This window comes from Pseudomonas sp. FA117, assembly GCF_057370475.1.
Genome location: NZ_CM170675.1, coordinates 1,792,107 through 1,809,552, shown reverse-complemented (window position 1 = coordinate 1,809,552; position 17,446 = coordinate 1,792,107). Strand labels below are relative to the sequence as shown.

General features: G+C 65.2%; 14 protein-coding genes. 2 read left to right on the top strand and 12 right to left on the bottom strand.

The window, feature by feature from the left end; genetic code table 11:
- Positions 1 to 38: 38 nt before the first annotated feature.
- The 8 genes from truA to leuC all read right to left on the bottom strand — a co-directional run bounded on the left by truA (position 39) and on the right by leuC (position 10,093).
- Complete coding sequence (gene truA / locus AC1TXO_RS08535; protein WP_486405901.1) at positions 39 to 893, bottom strand: tRNA pseudouridine(38-40) synthase TruA; 855 nt, start codon at positions 891 to 893, stop codon at positions 39 to 41.
- A gap of 95 nt (positions 894 to 988) precedes the next feature.
- Entirely contained in the window at positions 989 to 3,613 is a 2,625-nt protein-coding gene (locus AC1TXO_RS08530) for a motility hub landmark protein FimV (protein WP_486405900.1), read from the bottom strand.
- Between the two features lie 72 nt (positions 3,614 to 3,685).
- Positions 3,686 to 4,690 carry an aspartate-semialdehyde dehydrogenase gene (locus tag AC1TXO_RS08525; protein ID WP_486405899.1) on the bottom strand — a complete coding sequence of 335 codons (1,005 nt, stop codon included), beginning with the start codon at positions 4,688 to 4,690 and terminating at the stop codon, positions 3,686 to 3,688.
- Positions 4,691 to 4,798: 108 nt separating this feature from the next.
- On the bottom strand, positions 4,799 to 5,911 hold the full coding sequence (gene asd, locus AC1TXO_RS08520; RefSeq protein WP_402763468.1) for an aspartate-semialdehyde dehydrogenase: 1,113 nt from the start codon (positions 5,909 to 5,911) through the stop codon (positions 4,799 to 4,801).
- 64 nt (positions 5,912 to 5,975) lie between these two features.
- Positions 5,976 to 7,058, bottom strand: coding sequence for a 3-isopropylmalate dehydrogenase (leuB, locus tag AC1TXO_RS08515; RefSeq protein ID WP_486405898.1), 1,083 nt, complete (start codon positions 7,056 to 7,058; stop codon positions 5,976 to 5,978).
- A 52-nt stretch (positions 7,059 to 7,110) separates the two neighbouring features.
- Positions 7,111 to 7,875, bottom strand: a complete 765-nt coding sequence (locus AC1TXO_RS08510) for a class I SAM-dependent methyltransferase (protein ID WP_486405897.1) — start codon at positions 7,873 to 7,875, stop codon at positions 7,111 to 7,113.
- Between the two features lie 143 nt (positions 7,876 to 8,018).
- Entirely contained in the window at positions 8,019 to 8,663 is a 645-nt protein-coding gene (leuD, locus tag AC1TXO_RS08505) for a 3-isopropylmalate dehydratase small subunit (protein WP_486405896.1), read from the bottom strand.
- Entirely contained in the window at positions 8,660 to 10,093 is a 1,434-nt protein-coding gene (leuC, locus tag AC1TXO_RS08500; protein ID WP_486405895.1) for a 3-isopropylmalate dehydratase large subunit, read from the bottom strand. Before leuC ends, leuD begins: the two co-directional genes overlap by 4 nt.
- 131 nt (positions 10,094 to 10,224) lie before the next feature.
- Here leuC and AC1TXO_RS08495 point away from each other — a divergent pair, with 131 nt between their 5' ends.
- Both AC1TXO_RS08495 and AC1TXO_RS08490 read left to right on the top strand, forming a co-directional pair.
- The gene (locus AC1TXO_RS08495) at positions 10,225 to 11,103 is read left to right on the top strand and encodes a LysR family transcriptional regulator (RefSeq protein WP_486405894.1); all 879 of its coding nucleotides are present in this window, start codon (positions 10,225 to 10,227) and stop codon (positions 11,101 to 11,103) included.
- A 60-nt stretch (positions 11,104 to 11,163) separates the two neighbouring features.
- Entirely contained in the window at positions 11,164 to 14,460 is a 3,297-nt protein-coding gene (locus tag AC1TXO_RS08490) for a PAS domain S-box protein (RefSeq protein WP_486405893.1), read from the top strand.
- Positions 14,461 to 14,515: 55 nt separating this feature from the next.
- On the opposite strand, the gene AC1TXO_RS08485 is transcribed toward AC1TXO_RS08490, so the two are convergent.
- From AC1TXO_RS08485 to AC1TXO_RS08470, 4 genes are all read right to left on the bottom strand, one after another.
- On the bottom strand, positions 14,516 to 14,959 hold the full coding sequence (locus tag AC1TXO_RS08485) for an Hsp20 family protein (RefSeq protein WP_486405892.1): 444 nt from the start codon (positions 14,957 to 14,959) through the stop codon (positions 14,516 to 14,518).
- A gap of 139 nt (positions 14,960 to 15,098) precedes the next feature.
- Positions 15,099 to 16,067, bottom strand: a complete 969-nt coding sequence (locus AC1TXO_RS08480) for a tRNA dihydrouridine synthase (RefSeq protein WP_486405891.1) — start codon at positions 16,065 to 16,067, stop codon at positions 15,099 to 15,101.
- A gap of 50 nt (positions 16,068 to 16,117) precedes the next feature.
- Positions 16,118 to 16,552 (bottom strand): acyl-CoA thioesterase, encoded by a 435-nt coding sequence (locus tag AC1TXO_RS08475; RefSeq protein WP_486405890.1) that lies wholly within the window; start codon positions 16,550 to 16,552, stop codon positions 16,118 to 16,120.
- Between the two features lie 43 nt (positions 16,553 to 16,595).
- Complete coding sequence (locus tag AC1TXO_RS08470) at positions 16,596 to 17,429, bottom strand: alpha/beta fold hydrolase (RefSeq protein ID WP_486405889.1); 834 nt, start codon at positions 17,427 to 17,429, stop codon at positions 16,596 to 16,598.
- Positions 17,430 to 17,446: the final 17 nt, after the last annotated feature.

Below are 17,446 nucleotides of genomic sequence, written 5' to 3'. Positions count from 1 at the left end.
GGTGAAAGACCGGATGTTAGCAAACGAGCTTTCGCCCGTCAGTCGGACAACGCCTCGTAGCCGGTGAGAAAGTGTGGGCCGATGTAACGCTGCGGCAAGGCGAACTCCTCCGGGTACTCGACCTGCACCAGGTACAGCCCGTAGGGGTGGGCCGTCACCCCGCCTTCGCGGCGGTTGCGCCCTTCCAGTACCTCACGGGCCCACTGCACCGGACGCTCTCCGGCACCGATGGTCATCAGCACCCCGGCAATGTTGCGCACCATGTGGTGCAGGAAAGCCGTGGCGCGCACGTCGAGCACTATCATCCGGCCATGGCGGGTGACGCGCAGGTGGTGGATGTGCTTGATCGGCGACTTGGCCTGGCACTGGCTGGCGCGAAAGGCGCTGAAGTCGTGGGTGCCGAGCAGGTGCTCGGCGGCCTCGGCCATCGCCGCGATGTCCAGCGGGCGATGGTTCCAGGTCACTTCCTCGGCCAGGTGCGCCGGGCGGATCGGATCGTTGTAGATCACGTAGCGGTAGCGCCGGGCAGTGGCCTTGAAGCGCGCATGGAAGTGCGCCGGCATCGGCCGCGCCCAGGTCACGCTGATGTCGTGCGGCAGGTTGAAGTTGGTGCCCAGGGTCCAGGCGCGCTCGTCGCGCACGGCGCTGGTGTCGAAATGCACCACCTGGCCGCAGCCGTGCACGCCGGCATCGGTACGCCCGGCGCAGACCACGCTGATCGGCGCGTTGGCGACTTTCGACAGGGCCTGCTCCAGGGCCTGCTGGACACTGGGCACGCCGCTGGCCTGACGCTGCCAGCCACGGTAGCGCGAGCCTTTGTATTCCACGCCCAGGGCGATGCGCGAGTAACCTTCGGCCGCCGACTCGGCCGGGTCGATGTCGTTGATGTCCAAGAAAACCAAACCTGTGGATGAAACGAAAAGGTGGCCATTATAACGACAACGGCAGCCCACTGGGCTGCCGTTGTCCGATCGAGGCTGCGCAGGCGTCAGACCAGGCGCGACAGCATGTCCTCGGCCTCCAGGCGCTGGGTGTCGTCACCGTCCTTGACCACTTCGTCGAGGATGTCACGGGCACCCTGGTGATCGCCCATGTCGATGTAGGCACGGGCCAGGTCCAGCTTGGTCGCCACTTCGTCGGTACCGGAGAAGAAGTCGAAGTCCAGGTCGTCCAGGGCTTCGGGCTCCAGTGCGGCGTCCTCGGCGGTGAAGTGCGGCTCCAGCGACGGCGCGGCCAGGCTCTGCGACAGTTTGTCCAGCTCGGCATTGACGTCGCTGAGCTCAGAGGCGAAATGCTTGTCGGCCGGCGACTCGTCATCCAGCGACAGCGACAGGTCGAAGTCGTCCGGCAGTTCCAGTTCGGAAATCGGGTCGAACTCGGGAATCTCGTCGAAGGCTGCCAGCTCCGCCGCCACGTCCACCGGAGCCTCTGGCTCGGCTTCAGCCACTGCCGGAGCGACTGGCTCGCCGACATCCAGGTCGAAGTCCGCCAGATCGTCGAGGCTCTGCGGCTCGGATTGGGCCTGAGCCTGGGCCAGCAGCGCCTCGAAGTCATCGTCGGCATCGCTGGCCACCGTCGGCTCGACAGCTGCTTCGGGCGCTGCCTGCGGCGCCTCGGGAGCCTCCAGCACCGGGGCATCGAGCGGATCGTCAAGGCTCAGGTCATCATCCAGGCTCAGGTCGAAGGCGCTGTCCAGGTCGTCTGCCGCAGTGGCAGGCACCTCGTCCAGTTCCGGCAGATCGTCCAGCACCGGTTCAGGTTCAGGTGCGGCCACAGGCTCGGCGGCAGCCGGCGCCTCATCGTTTTCCTGCAGCAGCTCCTGCACATACTGCTCGTCCATTTCTGCGGCCAGGGCAGCGGCTCCCAGGCCGGCAACCGCGGCAACACCGAGCATGGCCGGATAGCGCTGCTTGAGGGTCTCGACTTCACCCTGGTTCTCGGGCGTGCCGGCCAGCTCGCGCTCCTGACCGGCAAACGCGTCCTGATCGCCCTGGCGCGCATAGACTTCCATCAGCTTCAGGCGCAGGTCGCTGCGCTGCGGCTCGGCAGCCACCACGGGTTCGAGCAGGCTGGCAGCATGGTTGAGCCGGCCCTTGGCGACGCTCTCGTCGACCTCGGCCAGCAGCGCTGCATGCGCATCGGCATCGACCGGGGCGCTGGCAGGCACAGGTTTTTCCGCTGCGACCGCTGCTGCCGCCGATGCCGCCACCACGGCAGGCGACAAGGTGACGCTGGGCGCCGACACCTCGAGACCGTCGAAGCTGCTCGGCGGCAGGTCCAGATCAGGGCCGCGCTCGCCTTCCTCGGCCAGCGCACGCGCCATGCGCAAGTGCTTCTCGGCTTCCTGCTGGGCCTTGCGCTTGCGCGCCAGGAGCAACAGCAACAACAGCAGGACCAGGAACGCAGAACCGGCTACCAGTGCCAGCAGCAGCGGATTGCCCAGCAGTTGGTCGAGCGCGCTCGGCTGCTGTTGCTCGGCAGCGGCTTCAGGTGTCGGCGCTGTGTCGGCGGCGGCAGGCGCCGGCGCGACCACAGGTTCGGCAGGGGTCAGCTGGGCGTTGACCACAGGCTCGACCGGCGGCGTGGCAACCGGTGCGACCGGCTCGGCCGCGCCCTGCGCCTCGAGACGCGCCAGCTGATCGTTCTTCAGTTCGATCAGACGCTGCAGCTTGTCCAGCTGGCTCTGCAGGTCGGTCATGCGGCTCTTGAGTTCTTCGTTGTCACGACGGCTGGTATCCAGGCTTTCCTGGGCCACGGCCAGCTTGTCGTTGAGTGCCTTGGCGCCCGCAGCGCCCGCCTGGTCGGCAGGTGCGACGAGACGCAGGTTGTCGCCCTGGGCGATGCGTGCCGGGGCCGCGTCGGCGGCGCCCCGACGCGTGGCATCCAGCTGCCGCGCCCGCGGCCCCAGGCGCCGGCCTTCGCGCCAGGCAGCGTACTGCTCGGACACCTCGCGGATCGCCTCGCCCTGCGGGATGCTGCGGATCTGCTGCTGATCGGGCAGGCGCAATACCTGACCGGTCTTGAGCTGATTGATGTTGTTGCCGATGAATGCATCCGGGTTCAGCGCCTGGATGGCCAGCATGGTCTGCTGGATCGAGCCGCCGTGGGTGTTGCGTGCGGCGATCTGCCAGAGCGTGTCGCGCTGACGAGTGGTGTAGCTGGCGCTGCTCACCGCCGGCGTGACGGCGCCCTGGGCAGGCTGGGCGCTGGTCTGCTGCGGCTTGTCGAGGGCAACGTTGTAGTCACGCAGCAGCCGCCCCTGCGGCCACATCACCTGCACCAGGAACTTGACCACAGGTTCTGGCAGCGGCTTGCTGGAGGTCACCCGCAGCACGCTGCGGCCGTTGGGGTTGATCACCGGAGTAAAGGTCAGGTCCTGCAGGTAGGCGGGCAGCGTCACCCCGGCCTTGGCGAATTCCTCGGGCGGCGCCAGGCTCGGCGCCACTTCGGCAGCCGTGAGGTCGCGCACATCGAGCAACTCGATCTCGGCATCCAGCGGCTGGTTCTGCGCCGACTTGAGGGTCAACTCCCCCAGACCAAGGGCATTGGCCATGCCGGACGACAGCGCCGAGGCGGCCGCGATGGCCAGAACCAGTTTGCGAATTCGAAGCATGACCTCTTCCCTTGTATGAATCGTCCTAAAAACCTGCCAGTGGTGTAGGACAAAATTGCTGGCCAGTATCTTTTACGCCATTTTTTTAATCAACAATTGCGCCAATTGTACGGCGTTGAGAGCCGCGCCCTTGCGCACATTGTCGGTGGTCAGCCACAGGTTGAGCTGCTGATCCTCATCGATACCATGGCGTACACGACCAACATAGACCACGTCTTGGCCCACTGCGTCACCTACCGGCGTCGGATAATCGTCATTCTCCACCCGTTCGACACCCGTAGCGCCGTCCAGCGCCTCATTGACCTGATGCAGATCCACCGGTTTGCGGCTTTGCACGGCCACACTGAAGCTATCGCCGAAAAACACCGGGACTTGAACGCAGCTCACGGAAATCTTCAGTTCCGGCAGGCCCAGCAGCACGCGCAGCTCGCCGACCAGGCGCCGTTCCAGGCTGGCGTGGCCCTGCTCGTCGGTAGCGCCCACCTGGGCCAGCAGGTTGAACGCCACCTGGCGGTCGAAGAAACGTGGCTCAAGCGGCCGGGCGTTGAGCAACTCCGCCGTCTGGCGCGCCAGTTCGTTGACCGCCTCGCGCCCTTGGGACGAGATCGCCAGACAGGCCATCACCTGGACCCGCTCGATATCCAGCAGGCCCTTGAGCGGCGCCAGGGCAACCGCCAGCGCGACCGCAGCGCTGCTCGGGCTGGCCAGCAGTGCGGGCAAGGGCAGGCTGTCCACCACCTGGCCGTTGGCTTCCGGCACCAGGGCCATGGCATCGTCCCGCCCACCGGACAGGTCGATCACCGAACACCCGGCGTCAAGCGCCTTCTGCACGAAGCTGCGGCTGACCGCTGCCCCGGCGGCGAAGAACGCCAGCTTGACCTGGGCGAAATCGAAGCTGTCCACCTCGCGGACCCGCACCTTCTTGCCGGCGAACATCACACTGCTGCCCGCCGACTCCATGCTGGCCAGCAGGTGCAGGGTCGCGACCGGGAACGCCTGTTCCTCGAGAATCTGCACGAGGGTCTCACCGACGCTGCCGGTGGCGCCGACGACGGCGATATCTAGGGGTTGGCTCATGCTGTGAATCCTTCTGCTGGAACGGCGGGAGCGGCACTTTACTTGATTGAGGCACAAACAAAAAACCCGCGCTGTCTCCAGCGCGGGTTTTCGATCAGCCGGGAGCGATCAACGCTCCAGCAGGATCCGCAGCATGCGGCGCAGCGGCTCGGCGGCGCCCCACAGCAGCTGGTCACCGACGGTGAAGGCGCCCAGGTACTGGGAGCCCATGTTCAGCTTGCGCAGACGGCCGACCGGAATGTTCAGGGTGCCGGTCACGTTGGTCGGGCTCAGCTCCTGCATGCTGATCTCGCGCTGGTTAGGCACCAGCTTCACCCAAGGGTTGTGCTGGCTGATCATGCCTTCGATGTCGGCGATCGGCACGTCCTTGTTCAGCTTGATGGTCAGCGCCTGGCTGTGGCAACGCATGGCGCCGATGCGTACGCAGATGCCGTCGACCGGAATCGGGCTCTTGAAGCGACCGAGGATCTTGTTGGTCTCGGCCTGGGCTTTCCACTCCTCGCGGCTCTGGCCGTTCGGCAGTTCCTTGTCGATCCACGGGATCAGGCTGCCGGCCAGGGGGACGCCGAAGTTTTCGGTCGGGTAGGCTTCGCTGCGCATGGCCTCGGCCACCTTGCGGTCGATGTCGAGGATCGCGCTGGCCGGGTTGGCCAGGTCATCGGCCACGGCCGCGTGGGTTGCGCCCATCTGCTTGATCAGCTCGCGCATGTTCTGCGCGCCGGCACCGGAAGCGGCCTGGTAGGTCATGGCGCTCATCCACTCGACCAGACCGGCTTCGAACAGGCCGCCCAGGCCCATCAGCATCAGGCTGACGGTGCAGTTGCCGCCGATGTAGTTTTTGGTGCCCGCATCCAGCTGCTGGTCGATGACCTTGCGGTTGACCGGATCGAGGATGATGACGGCGTCGTCCTGCATGCGCAGCGACGAAGCGGCATCGATCCAGTAGCCCTGCCAGCCGGCTTCACGCAGCTTGGGGAACACCTCGTTGGTGTAGTCGCCACCCTGGCAGGTCAGGATCACGTCGAGGGTCTTGAGCTCTTCGATCGAATAAGCGTCCTTGAGCGGGGCAATATCCTTGCCTACGCTCGGACCCTGGCCGCCCACGTTGGACGTGGTGAAGAACACCGGCTCGATAAGGTCGAAGTCCTGCTCTTCCAGCATCCGCTGCATGAGCACGGAACCGACCATACCGCGCCAACCGATCAGACCTACACGTTTCATCGCAACTACACCTTTGCTAAAAAGTGGGCCGCCATCGAAGGGAAACGATGGCGGGCCAGAGAGATTACAGATTCCGCAGCGCTGCGACTACTGCGTCGCCCATTTCCTGCGTACCGACCTTGCTGCAACCGGCCGACCAGATGTCGCCAGTGCGCAGGCCCTGGTCCAGCACATGGCTGACCGCCTGCTCGATCGCCTCGGCGGCGACCTGCTGGTTGAAGCTGTAGCGCAGCATCATCGACACCGAGAGGATGGTCGCCAGCGGGTTGGCGATACCCTGGCCCGCGATGTCCGGCGCCGAGCCGTGGCACGGCTCGTACATGCCCTTGTTGTCGGCATCCAGCGAGGCAGAGGGCAGCATGCCGATGGAACCGGTCAGCATGGAAGCTTCATCCGACAGAATGTCACCGAACATGTTGTCCGTCACCACCACGTCGAACTGCTTGGGTGCACGCACCAGCTGCATCGCGGCGTTGTCGACGTACATGTGGCTCAGCTCGACGTCCGGGTAATCCTTGGCCACGTCCTCGACCACTTCGCGCCACAGCTGGCTGGACGCCAGGACGTTGGCCTTGTCCACCGAGCACAGCTTCTTGCCGCGGACACGGGCCATGTCGAAGCCGACACGGGCGATGCGGCGTACTTCGCTCTCGCTGTACGGCAAGGTGTCGTACGCCTGGCGCTCACCGCCTTCGAGTTCGCGCTGACCGCGCGGGGCACCGAAGTAGATGCCGCCGGTCAGCTCGCGGACGATGAGGATGTCCAGCCCGGAAACGATCTCGGGCTTGAGCGAGGAAGCATCGGCCAACTGCGGGTAGAGGATGGCCGGGCGCAGGTTGGCGAACAGGCCCAGCTGCGAACGGATCTTCAGCAGACCGCGCTCCGGGCGGATGTCGCGCTCGATCTTGTCCCACTTCGGCCCGCCCACGGCGCCGAGCAGCACGGCATCAGCCTTGCGCGCACGTGCGAGGGTCTCGTCGGCCAGCGGCACGCCGTGCTTGTCGATGGCCGCACCGCCGATGACATCGTGCTCCAGGGTCAGGTCCAGGCCGAACTTGTCGTTGGCCAGCTCCAGCACCTTGACGGCCTCGGCCATGATTTCCGGACCGATGCCATCACCTGGGAGAATCAGAATCTGCTTGCTCATGCTTTCCTCTATCCATTCAAGCGGCGCGGCCCGATCAGCCACGCCGGAAATTCTATCGCTCGGCCCACAGCACCAGCACATCGGTGCTGAACGAGCCATCGGCTTCGATCTGGTAATACTGCCGCACTTCCTCGCCCATCGCCTGCTGCAACTGGCGAATGGCCACGCGCATCGGCTCGGGGGTGCGCATGCGCTCGACCCACGAGGCGAACTCCAGGCGCAGGCGCTGGCGGCTGTGGCTGCGGGTGAACAACCCCGCCTCGCTGACCTGGCGCTGCCACTGGGCGGCGGAATAATCGCGCACATGGCTGGTATCGCGCAGCACCTCGACACTCTGCAGATAGGTGTCGAGCAGCGGGCTGCCCGGCGACATCACATCGATGAACGCTGCCACCCCGCCCGGCTTGAGCACCCGGCGCACTTCGCGCAGGGCCAGGCCCAGGTCGCTCCAGTGGTGCGCCGAGTAGCGGCTGAAGACGAACTCGAACGAGGCATCGGCGAAGGGCAGCCGCTCGGCGGCGCCGCGCTCGGTGACGATATTGTCCAGCCTACGTGCACTGGCGGCCTCGGCGACCACATCGAGCATCGACTGGGAAAGATCGTAAGCCACCACTTCGGCCACCAGCGGCGCCACGTGAAAACTGACATGACCGGCACCACAGCCCAGGTCCAGCACACGGGCAGCGCCCTGCCCTTGCAGCTCGGCCTGCAGCAGGGCGAATTCGCTGCCCTGGGCGTGCACTGCACTGCTGAGGTAGGCGCTGGCCTGTTCGCCGAACTGGCGCTGGACTACTTCGGTGTGGCTGGTACCAGTCATGATTGAATCCTTTTGGTTTTATTGCCTGTACCGGCCTCTTCGCGGGCAAGCCCGCTCCCACTGGTACAGCATTGCCTCAGGCCTTGTGATATCTGTAGGAGCGGGCTTGCCCGCGAAGAGGCCAGTACTGTCACCTACCTGGTTCAGGCATCCCGGAACAGCCAGGGCTGCCCGGCGCGGTGCTTGCCTTCGAAGGCCTTGATCGCATCGCTGTCCTGCAGGGTCAGGCCGATATCGTCCAGGCCGTTGAGCAGGCAATGCTTGCGGAAGGCGTCGATCTCGAAATGCAGCACCTTGCCGTCCGGGCGGGTCACGGCCTGCGCCTGCAGGTCGATGGTCAGCTGGTAGCCCGGGTTGGCCTCGACCTGCCTGAACAGCTCATCGACTTCCTCAGCGCTGAGGATGATCGGCAGCAGGCCGTTCTTGAAGCTGTTATTGAAGAAGATGTCGGCAAAGCTCGGCGCGATCACGCTGCGAAAGCCGTACTCATCCAGGGCCCAGGGTGCGTGTTCGCGGCTCGAACCACAGCCGAAGTTCTCGCGCGCCAGCAGCACGCTGGCGCCCTGGTAGCGTTCGTGGTTGAGCACGAATTCCTTGTTCAGCGGACGCTTGCTGTTGTCCTGGTAGGGCTGGCCCACATCCAGGTAGCGCCACTCGTCGAACAGGTTGGGGCCGAAGCCGGTGCGCTTGATCGACTTGAGAAACTGCTTGGGGATGATCTGGTCGGTGTCGACGTTGGCACGATCCAACGGCGCGACGAGACCGGTGTGCTGGGTAAAGGCTTTCATGCTGCGCTCCCTTGGATCAACTCGCGGACATCGATGAAGTGGCCAGTCACCGCGGCGGCGGCGGCCATGGCCGGGCTGACCAGGTGGGTACGTCCACCGGCGCCCTGGCGGCCTTCGAAGTTGCGGTTGGAGGTCGAGGCGCAGTGCTCGCCGCTTTCCAGGCGGTCCGGGTTCATCGCCAGGCACATGGAGCAGCCAGGTTCACGCCACTCGAAACCGGCCTCGAGGAAGATCTTGTCCAGGCCCTCACGCTCGGCCTGGGCCTTGACCAGGCCCGAGCCCGGCACGACGATGGCCTGCTTGATGGTGGCGGCAACCTTGCGGCCCTTGGCGATGTCCGCAGCGGCGCGCAGGTCTTCGATCCGCGAGTTGGTGCAGGAACCGATGAACACGCGGTCCAGCTGGATATCGGTGATCGCCTGGTTGGCGGTGAGGCCCATGTACTTGAGCGCGCGCTCGATCGAACCACGCTTGATCAGATCGGCCTCGGCGGCCGGATCCGGCACGCGCTGGTCGACGGCGAGCACCATTTCCGGGGAAGTGCCCCAGCTGACCTGCGGCTTGATCTGCGCAGCGTCGAGCTCGACCACGGTGTCGAACACGGCATCATCGTCGGAAACCAGGTCTTTCCAGGCTTCGACGGCACGTTTCCAGTCCTCGCCCTTGGGCGCATACGGACGGCCTTCGACATAGTCCACGGTGGTCGCATCGGTAGCCACCAGCCCGACACGGGCACCGGCTTCGATGGACATGTTGCAGATGGTCATGCGACCTTCCATCGACAGCTCGCGGATGGCGCTGCCGGCGAATTCCATGGCGTGGCCGTTGCCGCCGGCAGTGCCGATCTTGCCGATCACGGCAAGCACGATATCCTTCGCGGTGACGCCGGCAGGCAACTGGCCTTCGACGCGCACCAGCATGTTCTTCATCTTCTTGGCGACCAGGCACTGGGTGGCGAGCACGTGCTCGACTTCGGAGGTGCCGATGCCATGGGCCAGCGCGCCGAAGGCGCCATGGGTGGAGGTGTGCGAGTCGCCGCAGACCACGGTCATGCCGGGCAGGGTCGCGCCCTGCTCGGGGCTGATGACGTGGACGATGCCCTGGCGCTCGTCGTTCATCTTGAATTCGACGATGCCGTATTCGTCACAGTTCTCGTCGAGGGTCTGCACCTGCAGGCGCGACACCTGGTCGGCGATGGCTTCGATACCGCCCTTGCGCTCCGGCGTGGTCGGCACGTTGTGGTCGGGCGTGGCGATGTTGGCATCGATGCGCCATGGCTTGCGATTGGCCAGACGCAGGCCTTCGAAGGCCTGGGGCGAAGTCACCTCATGGATGATGTGACGGTCGATATAGATCAAGGACGAGCCATCGTCGCGCCGTTTGACTTCGTGCGCATCCCAGAGTTTGTCGTAGAGCGTTTTGCCAGCCATCAGACTGTTCCTCATCAGCGTCTTTCTATGCCAATAACCCCTTGGCTTGTACGGTCGATGCTATGGGGTTAGATTGAATAACTCAAATTCATAATTTTTATACTTTGGATAACCAATAGGAATTCGAACGCATGGACCTTGCCAACCTCAGCGCGTTCATCGCCATTGCCGAGACCGGCAGCTTCTCCGGTGCCGGTGAGCGCCTGCACCTGACTCAACCGGCCATCAGCAAGCGCATCGCGGGGCTGGAGCAGCAACTGGACGTACGCCTGTTCGATCGGTTGGGCCGCGAAGTCACTCTGACCGAGGCCGGACGGGCCCTGCTGCCTCGCGCCTATCAGATTCTCAATGTACTGGATGATACACGCCGTGCATTGACCAACCTGACGGGCGAAGTGACCGGTCGCCTGACCCTCGCCACCAGTCACCATATCGGCTTGCACCGCCTGCCCCCGCTACTACGGGCCTTCACCCGCCAGCACCCCTCCGTGGCGCTGGATATTCAGTTCCTGGATTCAGAAGCGGCCTACGATGAAGTGCTGCATGGTCGTGCGGAAATCGCCGTGATCACCCTGGCACCGGAGCCCCACCCTCTGATTCGTGCTGTTTCAGTGTGGGACGACGCCCTGGATTTCGTAGCCGCACCAGAACACCCCTTGGCGCTGAACGGCAGCGTCAGCCTGGCCGATGTCGCCCGTCATCCCGCCGTGTTTCCTGGCGGCAACACCTTTACCCACCACATCGTCCAGCGCCTGTTCGAAAGCCAGGGCCTGACGCCGAACATCGCCATGAGTACCAACTACCTGGAGACCATCAAGATGATGGTCTCCATCGGGCTCGCATGGAGTGTGCTGCCACGTACTATGCTCGATGAACAGGTTGCACCCATCGCCTTGCCCGGCATACAGCTGTCGCGCCAGCTAGGCTACATCCTGCACACGGAACGAACGCTGTCGAACGCGGCCAAGGCCTTCATGGCACTGCTCGACAGCCATGCAGGGTCCGCCTGACCGTTCGTCAGCCCGGCATTCATCTACAAGGACGCTTCATCCGCCAAAGGTCTGGTAACGATGCCCAAATCAGCAAACCGCTTTCCGCGCCTGCCGCGCATCCCTGCGGTCGATCCCCAGGAGTCGGAACAGGCCTGGCAGAATGCTCCGCAGTTGCTGGCCGCACTCAATGGTGCACGCCTGGGGGCCTGGCTGTGGGACATCGAAACCGGTCGGGTGAGTTGGTCACGCGGCACCCAGGCACTGTTCGGCTTCGACCCGCACCGCCCGCTGCCCGCCGATGTCGACTACCTCGACCTGCTGCCGGAAGAGGATCGCGCCCGCACCCGCCAGCTGTTCCAGGCGGTGGTCAGCGGCGAGCCGGTGGAGCAGGCCATGCGCCATCGCATCCGCTGGCCAGACGGCAGCCTGCACTGGCTGGAGATCAACGGCAGCCTCACCCATGACCGTCACGGCCGGCCGCAGATGATCGGGGTGATTCGCGAGATCACCCGCCAGCGTGACCGCGAGACGGCGCTGATCAACTCGGAAAAGCGTTTCGCCACCCTCTTCCACCTCAGCCCCAATGCCATCCTGCTGACCCGCCGCAACGACGGCATGATCTTCGAGGTCAACCAGCACTTCGAGGACATGTTCGGCTGGCCCGGCGCCCACGTGGTCGGCAAGACCAGCGTGGAACTGGGCCTGTGGGTCCACCCCGAGCAGCGCCAGCAGGTGCTCGAGGCCACCCGCAACAGCGGCAGCCCGCTGATCATGGAAGTGCAGTTCCGCGCCAGCAGCGGCAAGATTCACGATGGCATCCTGTGCACCCAGGGCATCGAGCTCGAGGGCATCACCTACCTGGTCAGCACCTTTGTCGACACCACCGAGCGCAAGCGTGCCGAGCAGGCCCTGAAAGACAGCCAGGAGCGCCTCGACCTGGCCCTGGACTCGGCGCAACTGGGCACCTGGGACTGGCACATCCCCAGCGGCATGCTCTACGGTTCGGCCCGCGCCGCGCAGTTGCACGGGCTGGACCCGGTGCCTTTCCACGAATCCTTCGAAGCCTTCTTCGAGGGTGTGCCCGAGGAGGAACGCAGCGTCATGCGCCAGGCCTACCGCAGTCTGCGCGAAGGCCCGGCGGGCAATTACCAGATCACCTACCGGGTGCAACTGGAGAACGGCGCCTCACGCTATATCGAAAGCCGTGCACGGCTGTACCGTGACGATCAGGGCAACCCGCTGCGCATGGCCGGCACCCTGCTGGACATTACCGACCAGGTCGAACGCGAGCAGCGCCTGAGCGCCTCGGAGGAGAAGTTCGCCAGTCTGTTCCAGGTCAGCCCCGACCCAATCTGCGTCACCCACCAGGACACCGGGCAGTTCATCGAGATCAACCCGGCGTTCACCCAGACCTTCGGCTGGAGCGCCGAGCAGGTCATCGGCCGCACCGCCGAGCAGATCGGCCTGTGGGCCGAGTCGTCCGAGCGTGCCCAGCGTATCGAACGGGTGATCCGCGAGCAGGCCCTCAGCAACGTTGCGGTGGTGGTCAACCACCGCAGTGGCGCCGCCTTGACCTGCGTGATCTCCAGCCGGCTGATCAGCGTCGACAACCAGCCGTGCAGCGTCACCACCCTGCGCGACATCACCCAGCAGCAGCGCGCCGAAGCGGCGCTCAAGGCCAGCGAGGAGAAGTTCGCCAAGGCCTTCCACTCCAGCCCCGACGCCATCACCATCACCGAACGCGTCTCGGGGCGCTACGTCGAGGTCAACGACGGCTTCTGCCGCCTGACCGGCTACAGCAGCGCCGAGGTGGTGGGCCGCACCGTCTTCGAACTGGGCATCTGGGCCGACGACAAGCAGCGCGCGGCGCTGCTCGGCGAACTGCGCGAGCGCGGCCGCGTGCATCACCGCGAGATGCTCGGGCGCAACAAGCGTGGAGACATCCTCACCGTCGAGGTGTCGGTGGAACCGATCAGCCTCAACGAAACCGACTGTCTGCTGCTGACCGCCCGCGATGTCAGCCAGCTGAAGAACGCTCAAGCGCAGATCCGCCACCTGGCCTACCACGACCCGCTGACCAACCTGCCCAATCGCGCCCTGCTGATGGATCGCCTGAGCCAGCAGATCGCCCTGCTCAAGCGCCACAACCTGCGCGGCGCCCTGCTCTTCCTCGACCTCGACCACTTCAAGCACATCAACGACTCGCTCGGCCATCCGGTTGGCGACACCGTACTCAAGATCATCACCGCCCGGCTCGAGGCCAGCGTCCGCCTGGAGGATACCGTGGCGCGGCTGGGCGGCGACGAGTTCGTGGTGCTGCTCAGTGGCCTGGAAGGCAGCCGCGATCAGGTCGAAGGCAAGGTTCGCGAACTGGCCGACACGCTACGCGAACTGCTGGCCGAACCGATGTCGCTGGATGGCCAGCGCCTGCAGGTGACCCCGAGCATCGGCGTGGCGCTGATTCCCGACCATGGCGCCACACCGGCCGACCTGCTCAAGCGCGCCGACATCGCCCTATACCGGGCCAAGGACTCCGGGCGCAATACCACCCAGCTGTTCCACACCACCATGCAGAAGGCCGCCAGCGAACGGCTGCGCATGGAGAACGATCTGCGCCTGGCGCTGGCTCGCGGCGAGCTGGCCTTGCACTTCCAGCCCCAGGTCGATGCCCGCGACAACCGCATCGTCGGCGCCGAAGTGCTGCTGCGCTGGCATCATCCGCAACTTGGCCAGCAACCGCCGTCGCAGTTCATCCAGGTGCTGGAGGAAAGTGGGCTGATCCTGGAAGTGGGCAGCTGGATTCTCGACGAAGCCTGCGATGCCTGCGCGCGCATGCTCGAGGACCGGTTGATCGATGCGGACGAGTTCAGCCTGTGCGTGAACATCAGCCCCAGGCAGTTCCGCCAGAACGATTTCGTCGAACGGGTGCTGCGCAGCCTGGACGACTATCGCCTGCCCCGGCGCATGCTCAAGCTGGAGATCACCGAAGGCATCGTCATCCAGAACCTGGAAGACACCATCAGCAAGATGCGCGAGCTCAAGCGCTACGGCGTGAGCTTCGCCATGGACGATTTCGGCACCGGCTACTCTTCGCTGACCTACCTCAAGCGCCTGCCCGTGGACGCGCTGAAGATCGACCAGACCTTCGTGCGCGATGCGCCCAATGATCCCAACGACGCCGAAATCGTTCGCGCCATCGTCGCCATGGCACGCAGCCTGGAGTTGGCGGTCATCGCCGAAGGTGTGGAACTGACCGAGCAGCTGGAGTTTCTCGAGCGCCAGGGCTGCCACCTGTACCAGGGCTACCTGCACAGCCGCCCACTGCCCCTCCCGGAGTTTCGCCAGATGCTGCTGGAAACGCCGGCCAACTATTGATCGCACGCAAAAAGAAAGGGCACCCGCAGGTGCCCTTTCATTCACGTCAACGTACTCAGTTCAGCGCAGGCTTTTCGCCGTTGATCGGAATGCGCTTGGCCTTGGCCTCTTCCGGTACGACGCGCAGCAGGTCGATGCTGAGCAGGCCGTTGGCCAGGCCGGCAGCCTTCACTTCGATGTGGTCGGCCAGGCGGAACGACAGCTTGAAGGCCCGCTGGGCAATGCCCTGGTGCAGGTAGGTCACTTCCTTGGTGCTGTTGTCGCGCTTGCCACCGATCACGGTCAGGACACCTTTTTCGACCTGCAGGTCGAGGTCCTGCTCCTGGAAGCCGGCGGCGGCAACCACGATGCGATATTGGTCTTCGCCATGTTTTTCCACGTTGTAGGGCGGGTAGCTGCTACCGGCCTCGTTACGTGCCGCGGATTCGAACAGGTCGTTGAAACGGTCGAAACCAACGGAATGGCGGAACAGTGGAGCGAGAGAGAAAGCGGTGGTCATGGTCATGAACTCCTGAGATTCAGCAAGTAAGTCACTACGCGACCCGACTTCGGCATCGCGTACTCAAGAGATAGGGGTGGACAAGGCGCTTTCAAGGGGTGACGAAAAAATTTTCGCTTTGCGCTGACCGACGGCCTGATCAGGCGACGCAGGCCTGGGGCGCAGGCGTGGCGCCGAGCAAGTCACTGATGCGCTGGCAGTCATCGACCCGGCGCAACTCGGCGAACAGCAACACCGCCTCGGGGTAGCTGCGCGTCAGCATGGCCAGCCATTGCTTCATCCGCCCCGGGGCGTAGCGCGGCGAGAGCTTGGCCTGGGCCTGGCGCCAGAACTCGAGCAGCAGTGGCTGCAGGTCGCTCCAGGTCATGGGCTGGTAGGCCTGCCCTGCGCGCGCGGCGGCAATCTGCAGGCCCAGGTCCGGGCGCGAGACCAGGCCACGGCCGAGCATGATGTCCTCGGCGCCACTGACCTCGCGGCAACGCCGCCAGTCGTCGACGGTCCAGATCTCGCCGTTGGCGAATACCGGCACCTTGACCACATCCTGCACCCGCGCCACCCACTCCCAATGGGCTGGCGGCTTGTAGCCCTCGGCCTTGGTCCGTGCATGCACCACCAGATGCGCAGCGCCACCTTCGGCCAGCGCCGTACCGCACTCCAGAGCGCCATCCGGGCTGTCGAAGCCCAGGCGCATCTTGGCAGTCACCGGGATCTGCGCCGGTACTGCACGACGCACTTCGCGAACGATCGCGTGAAGCAGCTCGGGCTCCTTGAGCAGCACCGCACCACCGCGCGACTTGTTCACGGTCTTGGCCGGACAGCCGAAGTTCAGGTCGATGACCGGCGCCCCCAGCTCACAGGCCAGCGCGGCGTTTTCCGCCAGGCATACCGGGTCGGAGCCCAGCAGTTGCACGCGCATCGGCACGCCTGCGGCGGTCTGTGCGCCGTGGCGCAGCTCGGGGGCGAGCTTGTCGAACGAAGATGCCGGCAGCAGGCGGTCGCAGACGCGGATGAACTCGGTCACGCACCAGTCGATACCACCCACCCGGGTCAGCACGTCGCGCAGGATGTTGTCGACCAGCCCCTCCATGGGGGCCAGGGCAATTTGCATTTCAGGGTCTCGGCGGGAAAAGCCGGCAGTCTAGCAAAAATGCCGAGCGATCAGGCGCCGATCAGCGCCGGACCATACCCCTCGATGAACTCGACCGGCATGCGCCTGGGCTTGCCGCTGGACAGCTCGATGCAGGCGAAGGTGGTCTGCGCACGCAGCAGGGTGACGCCATCGCTCGGGCGCTTGAGCTGGAAACGCCGGGTCATGCGCAGGCGCTGGTCCCAGTCGATGATCCAGGTCGCCAGTTGCAGTTCATCGTCCTCGTAGGCAGCCGCCAGGTAGTCGATTTCGTGACGCACCACGGCCATGGCCCGGTCCAGGCGACGATACTCGGCCAGGTCCAGGCCCAGGCGCTGCGAGTGGCGCCAGGCGCAGCGCTCCAGCCAGGTGACGTAGACCGCGTTGTTGGCATGCCCGAGGCCGTCGATGTCTTCGGTGCCGACGCGAAGGTCGATGATGAATGGCGCTGCCAGATCCCAGCTCATGCCCGCTCCTGTAGTCGGTGAACGGGCAGAGTGTAACGGATGCTCAGGCGCTTTGCCGCGCCGGTTGCGTGCTACGTGCCAGCAACTCCAGCACGGCCTGGCTCAGGCGCGGGTCGGCGAGCACGCGCTGATGACCACCCTCCTCCAGCAACAGCAGGCGGCTGTCGAACCAGGCCTTGTGGATCAGTTGCGCCTCACCGGCTGCGACCAACGCATCGTCAGCCGCATGCACCACCAGACCAGGCAGCTCCAGCTGGTAGCCACTGACATCCAGGCGATCGATCTGCACGCCTACATCCCGCTCGACCTGGCGGATGAACGCAGCGCGCGCCCTTGCGGGCATCCCCAGACGCCGGGCAAAGCCACGCAGCACACCCAGCAACTGCGCGGGCGCGGCGATGCTCACGGCAGCCTCGGCGCGCAAGCCCCACTGCAGCGCCAGCATGACACTGGCGCCGCCCATCGAGTGACCGATCACCGCCCGCAGCGGCGGCAGCTCCGCGGCGGCCTCGAGCAGGGCACGGGCAAACAGCACCACGTGCGCCTGCCGGCCCGGTGAGCGGCCATGGGCCGGCCCTTCAAGGGCAACGACCGTGTGCCCGGACTTCACCAGCACCTCTATCAACGCTGCGAACTGGGTGGGACGCCCCTCCCAACCGTGCATCAACAGCACGGTCGGACCTTTGCCCCAGCGCAATGCCGAGAGTCCGAAACGCAGGGTAATGCGCTCGGCAGTGGCCAGCAGGGGCAGCTCCCACTGCCGCGGCGGCAGGTCGCGCGGCGTCATGAAGGCCCGGCGCATGCGGCCGGCGACATGTTCGGGGGCCAGATGGCCAAGGGTGCCGTTGACGCTGCGAATCCAGCTCAGGGTAGTCATCGCCATGCTCCAGGGGT

What these genes read in the sequence shown, in the direction of transcription:
- AC1TXO_RS08525 (WP_486405899.1), bottom strand. Translation starts at nt 4,690, where the DNA reads ATGAGCCAACCCCTAGATATCGCCGTCGTCGGCGCCACCGGCAGCGTC.
- AC1TXO_RS08490 (WP_486405893.1), top strand. Translation starts at nt 11,164, where the DNA reads ATGCCCAAATCAGCAAACCGCTTTCCGCGCCTGCCGCGCATCCCTGCG.
- leuD (WP_486405896.1), bottom strand. Translation starts at nt 8,663, where the DNA reads ATGAAAGCCTTTACCCAGCACACCGGTCTCGTCGCGCCGTTGGATCGT.
- asd (WP_402763468.1), bottom strand. Translation starts at nt 5,911, where the DNA reads ATGAAACGTGTAGGTCTGATCGGTTGGCGCGGTATGGTCGGTTCCGTG.
- AC1TXO_RS08485 (WP_486405892.1), bottom strand. Translation starts at nt 14,959, where the DNA reads ATGACCACCGCTTTCTCTCTCGCTCCACTGTTCCGCCATTCCGTTGGT.
- AC1TXO_RS08470 (WP_486405889.1), bottom strand. Translation starts at nt 17,429, where the DNA reads ATGACTACCCTGAGCTGGATTCGCAGCGTCAACGGCACCCTTGGCCAT.
- leuC (WP_486405895.1), bottom strand. Translation starts at nt 10,093, where the DNA reads ATGGCTGGCAAAACGCTCTACGACAAACTCTGGGATGCGCACGAAGTC.
- AC1TXO_RS08495 (WP_486405894.1), top strand. Translation starts at nt 10,225, where the DNA reads ATGGACCTTGCCAACCTCAGCGCGTTCATCGCCATTGCCGAGACCGGC.
- AC1TXO_RS08530 (WP_486405900.1), bottom strand. Translation starts at nt 3,613, where the DNA reads ATGCTTCGAATTCGCAAACTGGTTCTGGCCATCGCGGCCGCCTCGGCG.
- leuB (WP_486405898.1), bottom strand. Translation starts at nt 7,058, where the DNA reads ATGAGCAAGCAGATTCTGATTCTCCCAGGTGATGGCATCGGTCCGGAA.
- AC1TXO_RS08510 (WP_486405897.1), bottom strand. Translation starts at nt 7,875, where the DNA reads ATGACTGGTACCAGCCACACCGAAGTAGTCCAGCGCCAGTTCGGCGAA.
- AC1TXO_RS08480 (WP_486405891.1), bottom strand. Translation starts at nt 16,067, where the DNA reads ATGCAAATTGCCCTGGCCCCCATGGAGGGGCTGGTCGACAACATCCTG.
- AC1TXO_RS08475 (WP_486405890.1), bottom strand. Translation starts at nt 16,552, where the DNA reads ATGAGCTGGGATCTGGCAGCGCCATTCATCATCGACCTTCGCGTCGGC.